This is a genomic window from uncultured Tateyamaria sp. (assembly GCF_947504105.1).
Classification (GTDB): domain Bacteria; phylum Pseudomonadota; class Alphaproteobacteria; order Rhodobacterales; family Rhodobacteraceae; genus Tateyamaria.
Genome location: NZ_CANNGP010000020.1, coordinates 40,890 through 58,646, shown reverse-complemented (window position 1 = coordinate 58,646; position 17,757 = coordinate 40,890). Strand labels below are relative to the sequence as shown.

The window sequence follows — 17,757 nt, the reverse complement described above, 5'->3', positions numbered from 1 at the left end:
CATGTTCACGCACAAACGTACCGATTTCCCCGAGGGCTTCCTCTTCGGGGCCGCAACCTCTGCTTACCAGATCGAAGGGCACGCCTATGGTGGCGCGGGCCGCGCCATGTGGGATGATTTCGCCGCCACGCCCGGCAATGTGGTCCGGGCCGAAGACGGCGCGCGCGCCTGCGATCACTACCATCGGTACGAGGCCGATCTCGACCTGCTGCGCGATGGTGGTTTCGACGCCTACCGCTTTTCGACAAGCTGGGCGCGGGTCATGCCGGACGGGCGCAATGTGAACCCTGAAGGCTTGGATTTTTACGACCAGCTTGTCGATGCGATGCTGGAACGGAACCTCAAACCCTGCGCCACGCTCTACCACTGGGAACTGCCCTCGGCGCTTGCCGATCTGGGCGGCTGGCGCAACCGTGACATCGCAGGCTGGTTCGGCGATTTCACCGAAGCCGTGATGGCCCGCATCGGCGACCGCACCTATTCCGTGGCCACGATCAACGAATTCTGGTGCGTGTCCTTCCTGTCTCATTTCCTCGGCCACCACGCGCCGGGCCTGCGCGACATCCGGGCGACAGCCCGCGCCATGCACCACGTGCTTTTGGCCCACGGAACGTCCATCGAACGGATGCGGGGCATGGGCACCCAGAACCTTGGGGCCGTGTTCAACATGGAATGGGCCACCCCCGCCGATGACAGCCCCGAAGCGGCAGAAGCGGCAGCGCTCTACGACGATTACTACAACCACTTCTTCGTCTCGGGCGCATTCAAGGGCACATATCCCGACCGCCTGATCTCAGCGCTTGGCCCCCACTTTCCCGACGGCTGGCAGGACGACATGGCCACCATCAAAACCCCGCTCGACTGGGCCGGGGTCAACTATTACACCCGCTCGATCATCGCCCCCAATGACGGCCCATGGCCGCACCATCACAGTGTCGAAGGGCCGCTCGAAAAGACGCAAATGGGGTGGGAGGTCTACCCGCAGGGCCTGCACGATTTCCTCGTGCGCACGGCAGCCGAATACACTGGCGATCTGCCCCTTTTCGTCACCGAAAATGGCATGGCCAATGCCGATGTGATCGTCGACGGCGTGGTGCAGGACGACGCTCGCATCGCCTACTTCCAAAGTCACCTGCAAGCGGTCCGCGACGCCATCGCCAAGGGCGTGCCGGTGCAGGGCTACATGGCGTGGTCGCTCATGGACAATTACGAATGGGCGCTGGGTTATGAAAAGCGGTTCGGCATGGTCCACGTGGATTTCGACAGCCTCGAACGCACGCCCAAAGCGTCATGGCATGCGTTCAAAGACATGCTGACCGCTAGCTGAGGAACGTATCCACCACCTGCTGTTGCAGCTTCTTGCCGTCCGGATCAAGGTCGGTCTTCAGCGCGCAGAACGCCTCGCCCCATTTTGACGTCCGGGTGCGGATGGGCGGGGCATCGGATGCCACGCACTCCATGACGACGGCCGCCACTTCATCGGCAGTCTGGTAGATGTCACTGCCCGCCTGCCGCGTCTGCGACCCGCCCACATATTTCTGCAGAATGGGCAGATATTCGTCGTCCAGCATCCCGCCGGTCTCTTCGACCTGCTTCATCACGTTGGCGGCAAATTCCGACGCGATCCCGCCCGGCTCAACCACCGTGAAGTTGATCCCGAAACTGGGTGAGATGTAGGACGCCATCGCCTCCATATACCCCTCGACGGCGAACTTGGCGGCGCAGTAGATCTCGTTGAACGGCTGACCGACCAGCCCACCGACCGAGGATATGGTGATCACATGCCCGGCGCGACGCTCGCGGAAATGGGCGATCAGTGCCTTGGTGCAGCGCACGACACCCATGAAATTGACGTCCATGACCCAGTTGATGTCATCTTCGCTGGCCTGCTCGGTCGACCGTACAAACCCGGCGCCCGCATTGTTGATCAGCACATCAACATGCCCTTGGGCACCCAGCACATCCTCAACGCAGGCGGCAATCGATGCGCTGTCCTGCACGTCCAGCTGCGCGACATTCAGGGTGACGCCTGCCGCCTCGGCCGCCTCATCCAGCGCGGTCCGCTTGTCCAGATTGCGCATGGTGGCATAGACCGTGTGGCCCGCCTGTGCTGCTTGCGCGGCCAGGGAAATGCCCAGACCCGAGGAGCATCCGGTGATCAAAATGACTTTGGACATGGGTCAGCTCCTTTTGATGATTGCGATACAACCAGCAATGGGCCTGCCCCAAAGGATAGTCAAATCCACCTAGCGGCAAAGCCCCGCCTACATCCACCGTCGTGGATCAACCGCCTGCCCGGTGCGCGCGCTTTCCTGGGCTGCGATCCCCATCGCCACGGCGGCCCAGCCATCGCGCAGCGTGACCTCTGGCGCACCCTCACCACGCACCAGCGCAGCAAAGCGTTGATGTTGATAAAAGGTCGATCCGTTGTGATCGCCCGCCTCCAACAGTGTCGGATCGACGGGAATGTCATGGGCCACAGGCCCTTGCGGTTGACGCGGCGATGTCACCAGCTTGGCGATCGGGGCAGGGCCCAGATGCGCGGGCCAGAACCGGCCCGGCCCGGGCACAAACGCCTCGATCTTACCGATCGGTCCAACGGCAGACAGCTCTTCCTGATAGGCGGAGCCTTCGGCGAACATGCACAATTCCAGCATCGCTCGCGTGCCATTGTCGAATTCGACCAGCGCATAGCCGCTGTCGATGATGTCTGGCACCTCGCCGCCGTAATCCTCGTCCAGATGATTTACGGCTTGGCTGGCCGAGGCCATGACACGCACCGGCTCCGCGCCCATCGCCAGACGCATCAGGTCAAAGAAATGGCAGCACTTTTCGACAAAGGTTCCACCCGTGTAGCGGTTGAAACGGTTCCAGTCGCCGACCTTTTCCAGAAACGGAAAGCGGTGTTCGCGCACCGACAACTGCCTGATGCCCCCGGTCGCCTCCGCAGCCTTTTCAAGGAATTCCGCGATGACGGGCATATAGCGGTACTCCATCGCCACCCAGATCGGTGCAGGGTAGCTGTCGCGGTACGCCGCCAGCTTCGCGGCGTCGTCGGGGTCCGTGAACAAGGGCTTTTCGACCAGCAAGGGCAGGGGGCGCGTTGCCGCGATCTCTTCCATCTGCGCCACGTGGCAGAAGTTCGGGCTGACGATCAGCAGGCAATCCAAGTCTTCAACGGCCAGTAACTCCTGAACAGAACCCACCACCTGTGCCTCGGGCGCGATGGCCGACGCCTTTGCAGCCATGCCCGCATCCGGTTCATAGAACGCGGCGACACTTGCCTTGGGCAGCAGCGCGATATTGCGCATATGTTCCTGCCCCATCATCCCGCATCCGATGATGCCATAGCGTACCTGGTCCAACCTGCGTTCCTTCACTTCAGTCGTTGCACATAGACGGCCCGCGCGGGGTCGTACCATGTGCGGGAAAATTCAATAGGTGCCGCTGCGTCTGCCCAGCTGAGGCGTTCCACATATCCGACGGTGTCGCCGGGACGGGGGCCATAGGCGTCTGGCGCCCAGTCCGGCACGGGGCCAAGCGACACCCGGTCCTCGGCCCGCTGGATCCACAGGCCCAGCTCTTTGCGGTAGGTGGCATAAAGGGATTCGGACATCGTGGCTTCCGACACGATTCCCGCATCCGCATCCAGCCAAATCTCTTCGACAGCGATGATTGTGTCATTCAGGGACCGCAGCCGCCGGATGCGCGTGCCCCGGACCGCACTTCCGAAATCTGGCAGGTCAGCGGGCTTGCCCATCAGATCAACAGACAGAACCTGCGCCCGCGGCAGCCCACCACCTTCAAGCAGTTCCAGCCGGAACATGGCATAGACGGTGCCCGTGTCGCCCCCTGCCCGAATATAGTTGCCGGAGCCTTGAACGCTCTGCACCAACCCCTTTTCGCCCATGTCTCGCAGGGCTTTGCGCAACGTGCCGACGCTCACACCCAGCTCGGCGGCCATGTCGCGTTCGGGCGGCAAACGCTCGCCATCGATCAAGCGGCCAGAAATGATATCCCGGGTCAGAAGCTCGGCGATCTGCACGTAGATGGGCAGCGACTGAGGGGATTGTTTTTGCGTGGTCACGTGAGGTTACAGGCTGGAGTGCGTAAAATTGATACACCATTGATCTACATCAATGACAGTGTTACGCAAGTGCCAAGTTGAAGCCATTGAAAGACCGTAGATGACGATCGTCCCCATCACATCCCCAGACCTTGATGCGGCCGAAGTGTCGTGGTTCTCGGCTCTTTGCTCGGACGACTATCAGTTTCTTGGCTTGCCTGACGGCGATTTGCGGTCCAGCTGGGCGCACTGTTCCGACATCGTGAAAGAGGCCGAGGCGCAAGGCTTCCGCAACATCCTCTGCCCCTCCTCCTACCAGGTGGGGCAGGACACGCTGTCCTTCGTGGCGGGCTGCGCGCCGATCACGTCCAAGATCAACCTGCTTGCCGCCGTCCGTTGCGGTGAGGTGCAGCCAATCATGCTGGCCCGCACCATCGCCACACTTGACCACATGCTTGAGGGGCGGCTCACGGTGAACATCATTTCGTCCGATTTTCCGGGCGAAAAGGCCGATAGCGAATACCGCTACCAACGCTCACGCGAGGTGGTCGAAATCCTGAAACAGGCGTGGACGCAGGACGAAATCACGTACAAGGGTGAGGTGTACAACTTCGAAGGCCTCACCACGGACCCCGTGCGCCCCTATCAGACAGGCGGCCCGCTGCTGTACTTCGGCGGTTACAGCCCATCCGCACTCGACCTGTGCGGCCAGCATTGTGACGTCTACCTGATGTGGCCCGAACCAAAGGAAAACCTCGCGCAGCGCATGCGCGACGTGAACGCCGTAGCCGAGAAATACAACCGCACGCTCGATTACGGCCTGCGGGTGCACATGATCGTGCGGGACACGGAACAGGAAGCCCGCGAATACGCGGACTACATCGTGTCAAAACTGGATGATGAATACGGCCAGTTGATCCGTGACCGCGCTTTGGACAGCACGTCGCTTGGCGTGGCGCACCAGGCAAAGGCGCGCGAACTGGCGGACAAGTTCGGCTATGTCGAACCCAACCTCTGGACCGGTGTAGGCCGGGCGCGCTCAGGTTGTGGCGCGGCGCTTGTCGGCTCGACCGATCAGGTGATGTCGAAAATCGAAGAATACCAAAAGATGGGCATCCGCGCCTTCATCTTCTCGGGCTACCCCCACCTGGAAGAAGCAAAACATTTTGGCGCGCGTGTCATGCCGCACTTGAAAACCTGCTCATTGCCCCATGCTTATGGCCGGGTGCCATCGACCGCACCCGCAACACCCCTTGCCGCAGGAGAGCGCCGCTAATGGACCGCGTCCAACTATCCGATACCCTGAATTTCTCGCGCATCGTCTATGGCATGTGGCGCTTGGCCGACGACAGCGACACGTCGGTGGGCCACGTGCAGGCCAAGATCCACGCCTGCCTCGACCAGGGGATCACCACCTTTGACCAGGCCGACATCTACGGCGGCTACGTGGCCGAAGCGGTGCTAGGCGAAGCGCTCAAGGCCGACACCGGCCTGCGGTCCAAGATGGAGATCGTGACGAAATGCGATATCGTCGCGCCCATGGGCCGCTATGCTGACGCGCCGGTCAAATACTACGACACCAGCCGCGCCCACATCATGCAAAGCATCGAAAACTCGCTGCGCGATATGGCAATTGACCACATCGACCTGCTGCTGATCCACCGCCCTGACCCGTTCATGGATCACCATGAAACGGGTGCCGCGTTGGACGAAGCGGTCGCGAGCGGCAAGGTCGGCGCTGTTGGCGTGTCAAACTTCCGCCCTTGGGATTGGAAGCTGCTGCAATCGGGCATGAAATCGCAACTGGTCACCAACCAGATCGAAATTTCCCTCAGTGAAATCAACCCGTTCACCAATGGGGACCTGTCATTCCACCAGCGACACGGCCAGCCTGTGATGGCGTGGTCACCACTTGGTGGCGGCGGCCTGATGACGGGCAATGACAAACTGCATGCCGTCATGGATGAGATTGCTGGCGCACAAGGCGTAGATCGCGCTGCCGTCGCGACCGCGTTTTTGCTGGCACACCCCGTACATATCATTCCAGTGATGGGTACAAATAACATCGACCGGATCAAAAAGATCGGCGATGCTGCAAAGGTGTCGCTCGACCGGCCCACATGGTTCCGCCTTTATGAGGCGGCCCTGGGACACGAGGTGGCCTGATGACAATGCAAACGCTGAGCCAACCTACCGTGTTTTCACCTGATGCCAATTCCAGCCGCCAACTGCGCGACGCGTTCGGCAAATTTGCCACCGGCGTCACGATGATCACGGCCCCCAGCGCGGATGGCCCGGTTGCCATCATCGCCAACAGCTTTTCGTCCGTATCGCTCGATCCGGCACTGGTGCTTTGGTCCGTTGACAGGGGCGCAAGGCGCTTTCCCTATTTCGAAGCGGCCGACCACTACGCAATCCACGTTCTGGCCGCGGAACAGCACGACGTCTGCAAGCTGGCAGCGCGCGACGCCCACATGTTGAACGACCATATGCATCACCTGAACGCCGATGGTGTTCCCTTGATTGATCATTGCCTTGCGCGGTTCGAATGTCGCAGGGTGGCAGCACATGACGCCGGCGACCACGTGATTATCGTGGGCCAGGTCCAGCGCACCGAGATGCGCGACGGACAGCCGCTCACATTCTTCGGGGGCAACTTCGGCTCCGTCACGTCCTGACGTGAAAAACAACCCGCCCGCGGGGTGAAAGCGGAAAATGGGCCACGGTGGATTAACCGCCGGGCGACCGACAAAGGGAGGGCCCTTCATGGGTCTATTACTGACGGTGCTCGCGCCGATCAGCTGGTTGAATGGCCTGCTGCTCAAGATCGGGCGAGCCATAGGCATCGTGGCCATTGCGGCCATGGTGATTGCGATCCTGATTCAGGTCGTGGCCCGCTACCTCTTCAACAATGCATTGCCCTGGCCGGACGAGGCGGCACGCTTCTGCATGCTCTGGATGACCGGTCTGATAGCACCCACGGCCTTCCGGCGCGGGGGCTTCGTGGCGCTCGACATGATCTCGGGCGTGCTGCCACGACCCGTCGCAGCACTCCTTGGTCTGGTCCTGCTCCTGATCTCCATCGCGATCCTGCTGGTCGCCTTGCCCATCGGCTATTCCGAGGTGACGGGCTTTGGCGGCAAGTTCACCACCGCATCGCTCTACCTGCCCACATTCGATGGCTGGTTCCGCGTGCCACGCAGTTGGATGATGTTGTCTTTGCTCATCGGTGTGGTTCTTCTGCTCATGGTCAATGTCGAATTGATCCTGCGCAAACTGGTCGAGCTGATGGGCGGCGGCGATCAATTGCCTGACCTCGATCTGGGCGACATGGCCGCAGGGAGCGAATGATATGCTGATCTGGTTCCTTCCGCTTTTCCTGCTGTTCCTGATGATCGGCCTGCCGGTCTTCTTCGGCCTGCTCGCTGCCCCTGGCATTTTGCTGTATCTGAATGGGCAAGAGCGTGACATCACGCTGCTCTACCGCAATGTCTATAACGGCATGAACAGCTTTCCGCTGATGGCGATCCCGTTCTTCATGCTGGCGGGCGAGCTGATGAACAAGGGCGGGATCACGATCCGCCTTGTCCAGTTTTCCCAAGCGCTCATGGGCCACCTGCGCGGTGGCCTTGCCCAAGTGAACGTGCTGTCATCCATCCTCTTCGCAGGCCTCTCCGGCTCTGCCGTGGCCGACACCTCCGCGCTTGGTTCCATGCTGGTCCCGGCGATGGAGAAAGAGGGCTACACCCGCCGCTACGCCGCAGCGATCACCGCCGCCTCATCCGTCATCGGTCCGATCATCCCGCCCTCGGGCATCATGATCATCTACGCCTATGTTATGGGCGAAAGCGTTGCGGCCCTGTTCCTCGCAGGCATCGTGCCGGGTATCCTCGTGGGCGTCGGCCTCATGGTGATGATCCGCCTGACCGCTGACCGCTACGACCTGCCCGCGGCGCACAAAGTCAAATTTGACGGCGTCGCGCTCAGCCCGACAGAACGCTGGGTGTCCTGGGCGCTGGTCCGTCTGAACATCGGCCTGCTGCTCTGGGCCTTCCTGCCCTTGGGCGAGACATCCCCGCTGATCCTCTGGGGCACTTTCGCAGGTGCGGTCGTTGTGGCCCACGCGCTGATGCTTGCGCTCCGCACCCAGGTCAGCAGCGAATTCCGTACCATCTGCAAACGCGCCATCGTGCCCCTGCAAACGCCGGTCCTGATCCTCGGCGGCATCCTCGGCGGCGTCTTCACCCCGACCGAGGCGGCAGCGGTCGCCGTGGCCTACGCCGTCTTCGTCGCCTTCTTCGTCCTGCGCACCATGCGCCTGTCGGACCTGCCCGACATCCTCAGCCGCGCGGGGCTGACCAGCGCCGTGGTCTTGTTGCTGGTGGGGGCAGCACTTGCGTTCAAAACGGTGGTCTCGCTCAGCTACGCACCGCAGATCCTCGCGGATTTCATCCTGACCCTGTCGGAAAACCCGCTGGTCCTGCTGTTCCTGATCAACCTCCTGCTGTTCATCGTCGGCATGTTCCTTGATGCAGGGCCCGCAATCATCATCCTCGGGCCCATCCTTGGCCCCATCTTCGTCGATCTCGGCGTCGACCCAATCCACTTCGCGATCATCATGTCGGTGAACCTGACAGTGGGGCTGGCAACGCCCCCCATGGGGCTGGTGCTGTTCGTCGCGGCGGCGGTCAGTCGGGAAAAGGTGGAAACCATCGCCAAGGCGATCCTGCCCTTCCTCGCCATCGAGATCGCGGTGATCTTCCTGATCACCTACGTGCCCGCAATATCCATGACCATTCCCCGCCTGACGGGGTTTGCAAACTAATCCAGAGCTTAACGGGAGGACCTAACATAATGCTCAAAACGACCCTCAAAACCCTCACGGCTGCCGCGCTTGTCGCAGGCTCGGCCATGATGGCGACAGCGCAGGATTACACGATCCGCGCCACCGCCAACTCGAACACCAATGACGAAGACTATGACGGCCTCGTCGTCTTCAAGAACTATGTCGAGGCAGCCTCCAACGGCGCCATCGCCGTGGAACTCTTCATCGGCACGCAGCTCTGCTCGAACGGCGCAGAATGCCTGCAAGGCGTGGCCGACGGCTCGATCGATGTCTACATCTCCACCTCCGGCGGTGCTTCGGGCATCTTTCCTTACGTGCAGGTGCTCGACCTGCCATACCTGATGGCTGACGACCGCATCGCGGAACACGTGCTGTCGGGTGACTTCACCCGCACCATGCGTGACATGGCGCTTGAGGATTCCGGAGGCGCGATCCGCCTGATGACGATCGGGAACACCGGCGGCTGGCGCAACTTTGCCAACACGCAACGCCGTGTGGCCGAACCGGGCGATATGGAAGGTCTGAAAATCCGTACCGTGGTCGCCGACCTGCCGCAGGAACTGGTCAAAGCCCTTGGCGCGTCCCCAACCCCGATCCCGTGGCCCGAGCTTTTCACCTCGTTCCAGACCGGCGTTGTTGAAGGGTCCAAGAACGGCATCACCGACATCATGGGTATGAAATTCCCCGATGCGGGCCTGCAATACGTCACCCTCGACGGCCACGCCTACATGGGTGCCCTGTGGTGGATGTCGAACGAAAACTTCCTCGCAATGCCCGAAGACATGCGCCGCGTCGTGGTTGATGGCTTCTACGCCCTGCAACAGGCGACATTCGCCTCGCCCAAGCGTAAATCGATCCAGGCTTACGAAGAGTTTGTCGCCGGCGGCGGTGACCTCTACGTGCCAACACCCGCGCAAAAGGCAGCGTTCGCCGAAGCGTCCACACCGGTCTACGACTGGTTCAAAGACAACGTGGCCCGTGGCCCTGAAATCTTTGACGCTCTGACCGCAGCCGTTGCGGCCGCCGAAGAAGACGTGAACGCGTCGCGCGCCGCCGACCTGAACTAAAGCGGACCAATATCCGCGTTACCCCAAGGCCGTCCCATATCGGGGCGGCCTTTCCTCGTTGGTGCATCTGAACGACAAGGAAACGGATGGACTAAGGGCGCGGTTGCGGCAAGTGATCGACATAGCCAGCTGCCACAAGTGCGTCGAAGGCCTGTGTGACAGGCTCCGGTACATCCACGTGCCGTTGAAAACCCAACGTGACATAGGTGCGCATCCGGTCCAGATCCCCAACCATTTCGCAAATCAATGCGCGTTGATCGTGATGGGGAAGGGGTTGATCCTCAAATGCGGTGTCGGGCGCTGTGACCAAAGATTTCACCCCCGGCCACTGGTGTTCAGCCGTCGCCAGACACCGCAATTGCGTCTGCGGTTTGGTCACGAAGATCACCTGCTTTGCATCAGGGACAAGATCCGCGCAGAAACGCACATTCTCACCGATATTCGTGGCGCGGGGTTCCAGTGTGATCGCCTCTGTCGGCACGCCCAACTGATGCGCGTGATCACGGAATGCATCTGCCTCGCTCGCCGGGAAAAGGTCGCTTGTCCAATTCCCTGATGCGCCGGTGAATATGATCCGGGGCGCAAAACCGTCCTTGAACAGTTCCGCGCAACGCGCGGCCACCCGGATGTCATAGGATCCCAATCCAATAATGACGTCCGCCGCGCTTGGTGTGCTGTTGACATGATGAAAGTGCCAGAGTGTGCGGGCGGCCTCTGGAACGTCATTTGCGGTCATCTGGCCCTCTTTGTCTGCACGGTCGACCCTCGCTGCAAGGGAATGGACATGCAAGGCGGATCGGTCCCTCAGACTTGTCCGGATGCAATACGCCAAGCCCCTCTTGCGCTTCGGTGCTGTCACGGCAAAGCTGCCGCTACCTGTCCCGAACAAAGGTCACTCCCATGTCCCAAATCGACAAAGCCAACGCCTTCGCCGCCTTGCACATCCCCGGCACACCCGTCGTTATCTACAACATCTGGGACGCGGGCACGGCCAAGGCCGTGACCAAGGCGGGCGCCAAGGCCCTTGCCACCGGCAGTTGGTCCGTGGCCGAGGCGCAGGGTTACCCTGACGGCGAAAACATCCCGCTCGACGATCTGCTCGCCATCGCCACCCGCATTGTGAACAGCACGGACCTGCCGGTCAGCATCGATTTCGAAGGGGGCTATACCGCCGATCCCGAACCACTGGCCACCAACATCACGGCCCTGATCGGGACCGGTGCCATCGGCATCAATTTCGAGGATCAGGTGGTCGGCAGCTCAGACCTCTATCCCATCGACACACAAGCTGCCCGGATCAAGGCGATCCGCGCTGCGGCTGACGCAGCGGGCGTGCCGCTCTTCATCAACGCGCGCACCGATCTGTTCCTGAAAGCCAAGCCCGACACCCACGCGACCCATCTGGTCGAGGCAAAAGAACGTGGCGCAGCCTATGCCGAGGCCGGGGCCAGCGGCTTCTTCATCCCCGGCTTGACGGACCACGGCATGATCAGTGACATCTGCGATGCGTCATCCTTGCCGGTCAACGTGATGATGCGCGGTGCCCTGAGTTCGATTGCCGAAGTCGCCGCCCTCGGCGTTGCGCGGGCCAGCTATGGCCCGAGTCCTTTCGCCCAATCCATGACGCAGGTGGCCGAAGGTTACAGCGCAGCCGCCGCCAGCTAACGGTAGGGCGGGGTTCACCCCGCCTTTCCTAACAAAAGGTAAAGCGCCGCGTTCAAACGTTAACGCCGTCCAAATCTGAACCGGTCGTTAACGCGCGGCGGCGATGCAAAATGTGCAGTTTCGGACTGCTAATGCGCAGTTTCAGCATATGAGGCTGAAACAGGCAGGTATGACCCGCACCAAACTGTGCACTTTTTCCCGCAAAATGCGCGTTTTATCCGAAGTTAACCATCGTACGCAGCGTTAACGCCACCGTACGGTGACAAGGCTTCCCAAGGCGAAAATCTGCTGCCACACTCACCGGAACGGATACATCCACACCTTGTAGTCAGCGACCAGAATATGCGCCCGATCAATTTGATCCTTGGTCATTTTCTTGACCACCTCTTCCAACGAAATCGCCGCGTCGGGATCGCCGCCAATCGCGGACAGGGTGTACCACATATAGGCGCGCACAAGGTCCGGCGCAGGCATCCCACGCCCCACCTCGTAGTACCATCCGACACCGGATTGCGCGCCCGGATGCCCCTTCATCGAGGACCGCAAATACCACTCGAACGCCCGTTCATCATCGCGCTCGACGCCAAGGCCCAAGGCGTACATGACACCGATCAGTTCCTCGGCATCCGCATTGCCCGACCGGGCCGCGGGCCACAGCGCGTCATAGGCTGCCTTGTAGTCTCCGGCCTCCATCAGATCACGCGCTTCCTCAATCTCGGCCAGTGCCGGAAAGGCCATAAAAACAAGGGCTATCGCAAGTTTGCGCATATGCTTCTCCTTTGTGGTGCACCCGCCTTTGCCGATGGTGTACCACGTGCTTTGACCGCAGATGATTTCATCGCTGTGGACCCGGCGCAAGCCAAACTCGGTCAGCTTCTGTTCTATGATCGCATCCTGTCCGGCAACCGCAATATCGCCTGTTCCACCTGTCACCATCCCGACCTTGGAACCGGGGACGGTCTGAGCCTTGGCATCGGCGAAGGGGGCGAAGGTTTGGGCCAACAGCGCACCGCAGGCATTGGCGATGACCGCATCCGCAAACGCATCCCCCGCAACGCGGCGGGACTGTGGAACCTCGGGGCCAAAGACCTGCACACGATCTTCCACGACGGACGCCTCAGCGTCGCCGACACCTATGAGAACGGCTTTAACTCCCCGGCAGAGGAATGGCTGCCGGAAGGCTTGGATAACCTATTGGCAGCACAGGCAATTTTCCCGCTGGTCGCTCAGTTTGAGATGGCTGGAAACCCCAAGGAAAACGAGGTTGCAGGGGCCATCCATCAGCGTATGGATTACGCGTGGCCCATCCTTGCAGACCGTGTGCGCCACATCCCTGCATATGCCGAAGGGTTCGCAGGTGCGTACGACCATATCAAGACGGTCAAGGACATCACCATTGCCGATATCGCGAATGCGCTCAGTGCCTTCATGATCTGGGAATGGACCAGCACAGACAGCCCCTTCGACGCCTATCTGTCGGGCGATGAAAATGCCTTGAATACTCAACAAAAGCAGGGGCTTGAGCTGTTCTATGGCAAAGCAGATTGCAGCAGTTGCCACAGTGGCCCACTGATGACGGATCAGGCATTCCACGCCCTCGGCCTGCCGCCCTTTGGCCCGGGTCGCACTCGCCGCTTTGACCCCATGGTGCGGGATGTCGGGCGCATGGGTGAAAGCGACGCGCTCGAAGACGCCTACGCCTTCAAAACACCGATGCTCCGAAACGTGGCACTGACTGCGCCCTATGGGCACAATGGCGCGTATCCGACCCTCGAAGGGATCGTGCGGCATCATATGAACCCCTTGCAATCATTGGATCATTGGACGCCAGAGACAGCAGCTCTGCCATCCGTTCCGTGGCTCGAGGCGATCGATTTCATGGTCTTGCAAGACAGCCGCGAAATGGCGCGTCAACGCGCGGCGGTGCAGATCGTAGCAACCCCACTCACAGACAGCGAAGTCGATCAGATCGTCGCGTTCCTACATGCCCTGAAAGGTGAAACCGCAAATGACGGCAAACTCGGCGTACCAAAGGCAGTGCCAAGCGGCCTGCCGGTTGATCCGAGAATAACGCCCTAGCGGCCCTTCCAAACCGGGTCGCGTTTCTCGGCAAATGCGCGGGCCCCTTCCAGTTGATCTTCGGATCGGTAGAGGGTCTCGACCGTGGGCAACTGGCTGTTGGTAATGCGGTTCATTGCGTCTTGAAACTTGGAGTCCTCGGCGTCCCGCACCACTTCCTTGATCGCCGCGTAGACCAACGGTGGGCCTGATGCGATCAGCCGGGCCAAGTCCCACGCGCGGTCCATAAGCCCTTGGACCGGTACGATTTCATTGACCAATCCCCAACGATGTGCCTCCTCGGCATCGAACCAGCGCCCGGTCAGCAGAAGCTCCATCGCGATGTGATAGGGGATGCGCTTGGGCAGCTTGATACTGGCCGCATCGGCAACAGTGCCGGACCGGATTTCGGGTAGGGCAAATGTCGCATGCTCGGCCGCCAGGATCATGTCGGCACTCAATGCCAATTCTAGCCCGCCACCACAGGCGATCCCGTTCACGGCCGCGATGACCGGCTTGTTGAGGCCACGCAACTCCTGCAATCCGCCAAAGCCCCCGACGCCGTAATCGCCGTCCACAGCGTCCCCGTCCGCTGCTGCCTTGAGGTCCCAACCGGGGCAGAAGAACTTTTCGCCCGCGCCCGTGATGATGGCCACGCGCAGCTCGGGATCGTCGCGGAACGCCGTAAAGGTCTCTCCCATGATCCGGCTTGTGGCGAGGTCGATGGCATTGGCCTTTGGCCGGTCCAAAGTGACTTCCAGGATCGCGCCTTCGCGCCTTGTTTTTATGGGGCTCATTGATCAGGCCTTTCGTATCAGCGCATCAACGGCAACAGCGCGGGTGGGGGTGCAGATCAGCGGGTTCACTTCAACCTCGCTGACGGTGTCGGCATGTGCAAGCACGTAGGATTGGATGGCCAGTACGGCGTCGCGGATGGCCGAAGGATCAGCGGCTGGCTTGCCCCGATACCCGCGAAGCAGCGCAGCACAGCGCAAGCGCCACAAGACCGTGTCGATATCTGTCACCGTGACAGGCAAAAGCAGTGATTGCGTGTCTTGCATCAGTTCGGTCAACACCCCGCCCGCACCAAGGGTCAGAACAAACCCGTGGGCCGGATCACGAACAACACCAACCAGCAGTTCTGCGACGCCATCCGTCACCATTTCCTCGATGAGAATTGCCTGTGTCCCGATGCTGTGGGCGACCGCGCCAATGTCCGATACAGCTACATTCAGGTGAACAGCATTCGCTTCCGTCTTGTGCGCGAGCCCGACCCCTTTCACAGCCAAAGGCCCTTCAAGGGCGGTCGCTTCCTGTTCAGCGTGTTCGGCTGAAACAAGACGGTTCTGCGGCACGTTCAACCCTTGCAGTGCAAGCTCCGCTTTCGCCTCAGACTCAGTCAGAAGCATTGTGGCCTCCGACGTGCCGGGCACACATATCGGGGTCGGGTGGGGGGCATGAATGTGGTGCGCAGCCTCAATGGCGGCAAGGGCTTCGCGCAGGCCAAAGAAAGGGACGACGCCGCCTTCGGCCAATTGCTGCGCGGTCTGCTCAGGCATCAATTCCGGCAGGGTGGCCACGACGCCAAAAGGGGCTTTGGTGCTCGCGCGTGCTTTCAGGGCGGCGTCGGTGGCACAGGCCCAATCAGAGCTGTCGGTCAACGGGTAGTCCACGATCGACAGGGTCATGTTGATCCGCTCGCCGGTCATGGCCGACCATGCATCTGCCATCGTGTCAGAATCCCGCCAGATATAGGTATGGTAATCCAATGGGTTCGCAAGCGCGACCATGGAGCCGAGAGAGGCGCGCAGATCGGTTTGCTGTGCGTCAGTCAGGGCAGGGAACGTCAGGTCCGTGTCCAGCGCCATATCGGCTATCAAGCTAGCCTCTCCACCCGAACAGCTGATGGAGGCAATCCGGTTTCCCGATATCGGGCCATGCAGATGCAGCAGTTTCAATGTTTCCAGAAAATCGGGCAGCGCGGTGACGCGGGCAATGCCCAGGCGGTCCAGAAAAGCCTGCGCACCTGCATCCGACCCGGCCAGTGACGCGGTGTGGGATATGGTGGCCTGACGCGCTTGGTCTGATGCACCAACCTTCAGAGCGACCAAAGGAACGCCACTCTCATATGTCTTTGCAGCCAACAGTTCCCATTGGCGTACATCACCGAAGCCTTCGATGTGCAGTCCGATGGCCGTAACCCGCTGATCCTCAAGCAGCGAAAGCGCGACCTCGGCTTGGCTCGTCTGCGCCATATTCCCAGAGGTGATCGCATAGGCGATGGGCAGTGCCCGCTGCTGCATCGTCAGGTTGATCGCGATGTTCGAGCTTTGGGTAAGGATGGCGACGCCTCTATCCAAGGGCGTGCACCCATGCCGATCCGGCCACAAAAGCGCCTGGTCTAACGCGTTGATGAACCCGTAACAGTTCGGACCCAGAATGGGCATATCGCCGGCCGCTTGGATCAACTGCGCCTGCAAGTCAGCAGAGCTTTCATCTTCGGCCGTGGCTTCCGCAAAGCCGGAGGCGAAACAGACAGCACCGCCCGCGCCGAGGCACGATAGGGTGGACACAACGTCAACAGTTGCAGCACGATTCACACCGATGAACGTGGCATCCGGGGCAGCAGGCAAATCCTCGACTGATGGGAATGCGCCATGGTTTGCAAGCACCGGCTTGGTTGGGTGCACCGGCCAGATTGCACCGTCAAAACCGAAAAGCTCGGCCTGTTCGATGACGGATGTGCACCACGCGCCACCGCCGACGACGGCGATTGATTTGGGGCGCAACAGCCGCGAAAGCTTGCGCTTCCCTGTTTCCGAAAAATCCCGGGGAGCGCGAGGGGCTGGCCCCTCGCTCCGGTCGGATGGGCTTTGCCCAGGCGAAACCATCTCAGGCACCCAAGGGCCGCAAAAGATCGCGGCTGATGATGTGGCGTTGGATTTCGCTGGTGCCATCCCAGATGCGCTCGACGCGCGCGTCGCGCCAGAACCGCTCAATCGGGAAGTCATCCATCAGACCCATGCCACCATAGATCTGCAACGTGGTGTCGGTGACCCGCGCCAACGCTTCGGAGGCGTAAAGCTTGGCCGATGCGATCTCGCGGTTCGACGGCAGCCCCTGATCCAGCCGCCACGCGGCCGCGAGGGTCAACCAGTCGGCGGCATCAATCTCGGTGATCATGTCCGCGATTTGAAAGCTGACGCCTTGGAACTTGCCAATGGGTTGGCCGAATTGTTTGCGCTCCGCCGCATAGCTCAGCGCATAGTCAAAGCACCGGCGTGCGCGGCCCACGCTGAAGGCCGCGACCGTCAGGCGCGTCGCATAAAGCCACTCGTTCATCACGGCAAAACCACCATCGACCTCACCCAGAACCTGCGCATCGGGCAGGCGGCACTCATCGAAATACAGGATACAATTCTTGTACCCCTTATGGCTGACCGAATTGTAGCCGTCGCGCACTTCGAACCCCGGCGTGCCGCGATCCACAAGGAATGTGGTGATCCGCTTCTTTGGTCCCTTGGGCGTGTCATCAACACCGGTCGCGATGAACACGATGAAGAAATCAGCGTGTTCCGCGCCCGAGATGAAGTGTTTGGACCCGTTGATGACCCAATCGCCACCGTCGCGGACGGCGGTACATTTCATACCACGCACATCTGACCCAGCGTCGGGCTCGGTCATGGCCAGCGCATCCATCCGCTCGCCCCGCACGGCGGGCAGCAGGTACCGTTCGCGTTGTTCTTCGTTGCAGGCCATCAAGATGTTTTGCGGACGACCGAAGAAATGGGTCAGCGCCATCGATCCGCGCCCCAACCCGCGCTCGACCAGCGTGAAGTCCATATGGCTGAGGCCCGCACCGCCCACCTCTTCGGGGAAGTTGCAGGCGTAGAAGCCCATATCGATGACCTTGCGCTTGATCTCCTCCCCCAGCTCATGGGGTACCTGCCCGGTTCGTTCGACCTCGGCCTCGTGGGGGTAAATCTCTTTCTCGACGAAACTACGGACGGTCGAGACGATCATGTCCTGTTCTTCGGTCAGACCAAACTGCATCG

Annotated in this window: 17 protein-coding genes; 9 read left to right on the top strand and 8 right to left on the bottom strand. The window is 60.9% G+C overall.

What is annotated here, in order from left to right:
• Window position 1 precedes the first annotated feature (1 nt).
• Window positions 2-1,327: a GH1 family beta-glucosidase gene (locus Q1A75_RS13320; protein WP_299550235.1), complete on the top strand. Its 1,326-nt coding sequence runs from the start codon at window positions 2-4 to the stop codon at window positions 1,325-1,327.
• On the opposite strand, the gene Q1A75_RS13315 is transcribed toward Q1A75_RS13320, so the two are convergent.
• From Q1A75_RS13315 to Q1A75_RS13305, 3 genes are all read right to left on the bottom strand, one after another.
• Window positions 1,320-2,177, bottom strand: coding sequence for an SDR family oxidoreductase (locus Q1A75_RS13315; protein WP_299550237.1), 858 nt, complete (start codon window positions 2,175-2,177; stop codon window positions 1,320-1,322). The two genes, Q1A75_RS13320 and Q1A75_RS13315, sit on opposite strands and share 8 nt — an antisense overlap.
• Before the next feature lie 87 nt (window positions 2,178-2,264).
• Entirely contained in the window at window positions 2,265-3,365 is a 1,101-nt protein-coding gene (locus Q1A75_RS13310; RefSeq protein ID WP_299592251.1) for a Gfo/Idh/MocA family oxidoreductase, read from the bottom strand.
• A gap of 11 nt (window positions 3,366-3,376) precedes the next feature.
• Window positions 3,377-4,087 carry a GntR family transcriptional regulator gene (locus Q1A75_RS13305; protein WP_299550241.1) on the bottom strand — a complete coding sequence of 237 codons (711 nt, stop codon included), beginning with the start codon at window positions 4,085-4,087 and terminating at the stop codon, window positions 3,377-3,379.
• Window positions 4,088-4,187: 100 nt separating this feature from the next.
• Here Q1A75_RS13305 and Q1A75_RS13300 point away from each other — a divergent pair, with 100 nt between their 5' ends.
• The 6 genes from Q1A75_RS13300 to dctP all read left to right on the top strand — a co-directional run bounded on the left by Q1A75_RS13300 (window position 4,188) and on the right by dctP (window position 9,979).
• Window positions 4,188-5,342 (top strand): LLM class flavin-dependent oxidoreductase, encoded by a 1,155-nt coding sequence (locus Q1A75_RS13300; RefSeq protein WP_299550243.1) that lies wholly within the window; start codon window positions 4,188-4,190, stop codon window positions 5,340-5,342.
• Window positions 5,342-6,232 carry an aldo/keto reductase gene (locus tag Q1A75_RS13295; RefSeq protein WP_299550246.1) on the top strand — a complete coding sequence of 297 codons (891 nt, stop codon included), beginning with the start codon at window positions 5,342-5,344 and terminating at the stop codon, window positions 6,230-6,232. Before Q1A75_RS13300 ends, Q1A75_RS13295 begins: the two co-directional genes overlap by 1 nt.
• Window positions 6,232-6,744 (top strand): flavin reductase family protein, encoded by a 513-nt coding sequence (locus tag Q1A75_RS13290; RefSeq protein ID WP_366142204.1) that lies wholly within the window; start codon window positions 6,232-6,234, stop codon window positions 6,742-6,744. Before Q1A75_RS13295 ends, Q1A75_RS13290 begins: the two co-directional genes overlap by 1 nt.
• Window positions 6,745-6,832: 88 nt before the next feature.
• Window positions 6,833-7,417, top strand: coding sequence for a TRAP transporter small permease subunit (locus Q1A75_RS13285; RefSeq protein WP_299550248.1), 585 nt, complete (start codon window positions 6,833-6,835; stop codon window positions 7,415-7,417).
• Window position 7,418: 1 nt separating this feature from the next.
• On the top strand, window positions 7,419-8,891 hold the full coding sequence (locus Q1A75_RS13280; protein ID WP_299550250.1) for a TRAP transporter large permease: 1,473 nt from the start codon (window positions 7,419-7,421) through the stop codon (window positions 8,889-8,891).
• Between the two features lie 29 nt (window positions 8,892-8,920).
• Window positions 8,921-9,979 (top strand): TRAP transporter substrate-binding protein DctP, encoded by a 1,059-nt coding sequence (dctP, locus tag Q1A75_RS13275; RefSeq protein WP_299205373.1) that lies wholly within the window; start codon window positions 8,921-8,923, stop codon window positions 9,977-9,979.
• 91 nt (window positions 9,980-10,070) lie between these two features.
• Here the strand turns inward: dctP and Q1A75_RS13270 are convergent, their stop codons facing one another.
• On the bottom strand, window positions 10,071-10,715 hold the full coding sequence (locus Q1A75_RS13270; protein ID WP_299550252.1) for a YdcF family protein: 645 nt from the start codon (window positions 10,713-10,715) through the stop codon (window positions 10,071-10,073).
• A 164-nt stretch (window positions 10,716-10,879) separates the two neighbouring features.
• Between Q1A75_RS13270 and Q1A75_RS13265 the strand changes: the two genes are divergently transcribed.
• Window positions 10,880-11,644: an isocitrate lyase/phosphoenolpyruvate mutase family protein gene (locus Q1A75_RS13265; RefSeq protein ID WP_299550254.1), complete on the top strand. Its 765-nt coding sequence runs from the start codon at window positions 10,880-10,882 to the stop codon at window positions 11,642-11,644.
• A gap of 297 nt (window positions 11,645-11,941) precedes the next feature.
• Here Q1A75_RS13265 and Q1A75_RS13260 read toward each other — a convergent pair whose 3' ends face one another.
• Complete coding sequence (locus tag Q1A75_RS13260) at window positions 11,942-12,412, bottom strand: tetratricopeptide repeat protein (RefSeq protein WP_299550256.1); 471 nt, start codon at window positions 12,410-12,412, stop codon at window positions 11,942-11,944.
• On the opposite strand from Q1A75_RS13260, the gene Q1A75_RS13255 reads away from it, so the two are divergent.
• Window positions 12,413-13,723, top strand: a complete 1,311-nt coding sequence (locus Q1A75_RS13255; protein WP_299550258.1) for a cytochrome c peroxidase — start codon at window positions 12,413-12,415, stop codon at window positions 13,721-13,723. It begins immediately after the preceding gene.
• On the opposite strand, the gene Q1A75_RS13250 is transcribed toward Q1A75_RS13255, so the two are convergent.
• The 3 genes from Q1A75_RS13250 to Q1A75_RS13240 all read right to left on the bottom strand — a co-directional run bounded on the left by Q1A75_RS13250 (window position 13,720) and on the right by Q1A75_RS13240 (window position 17,755).
• Window positions 13,720-14,499: a carnitinyl-CoA dehydratase gene (locus Q1A75_RS13250; protein ID WP_299550260.1), complete on the bottom strand. Its 780-nt coding sequence runs from the start codon at window positions 14,497-14,499 to the stop codon at window positions 13,720-13,722. The genes Q1A75_RS13255 and Q1A75_RS13250 overlap by 4 nt on opposite strands.
• Before the next feature lie 3 nt (window positions 14,500-14,502).
• Entirely contained in the window at window positions 14,503-16,494 is a 1,992-nt protein-coding gene (locus Q1A75_RS13245) for an acetate--CoA ligase family protein (RefSeq protein WP_299550353.1), read from the bottom strand.
• A gap of 100 nt (window positions 16,495-16,594) precedes the next feature.
• Entirely contained in the window at window positions 16,595-17,755 is a 1,161-nt protein-coding gene (locus tag Q1A75_RS13240; RefSeq protein ID WP_299550262.1) for an acyl-CoA dehydrogenase family protein, read from the bottom strand.
• Window positions 17,756-17,757 lie beyond the last annotated feature (2 nt).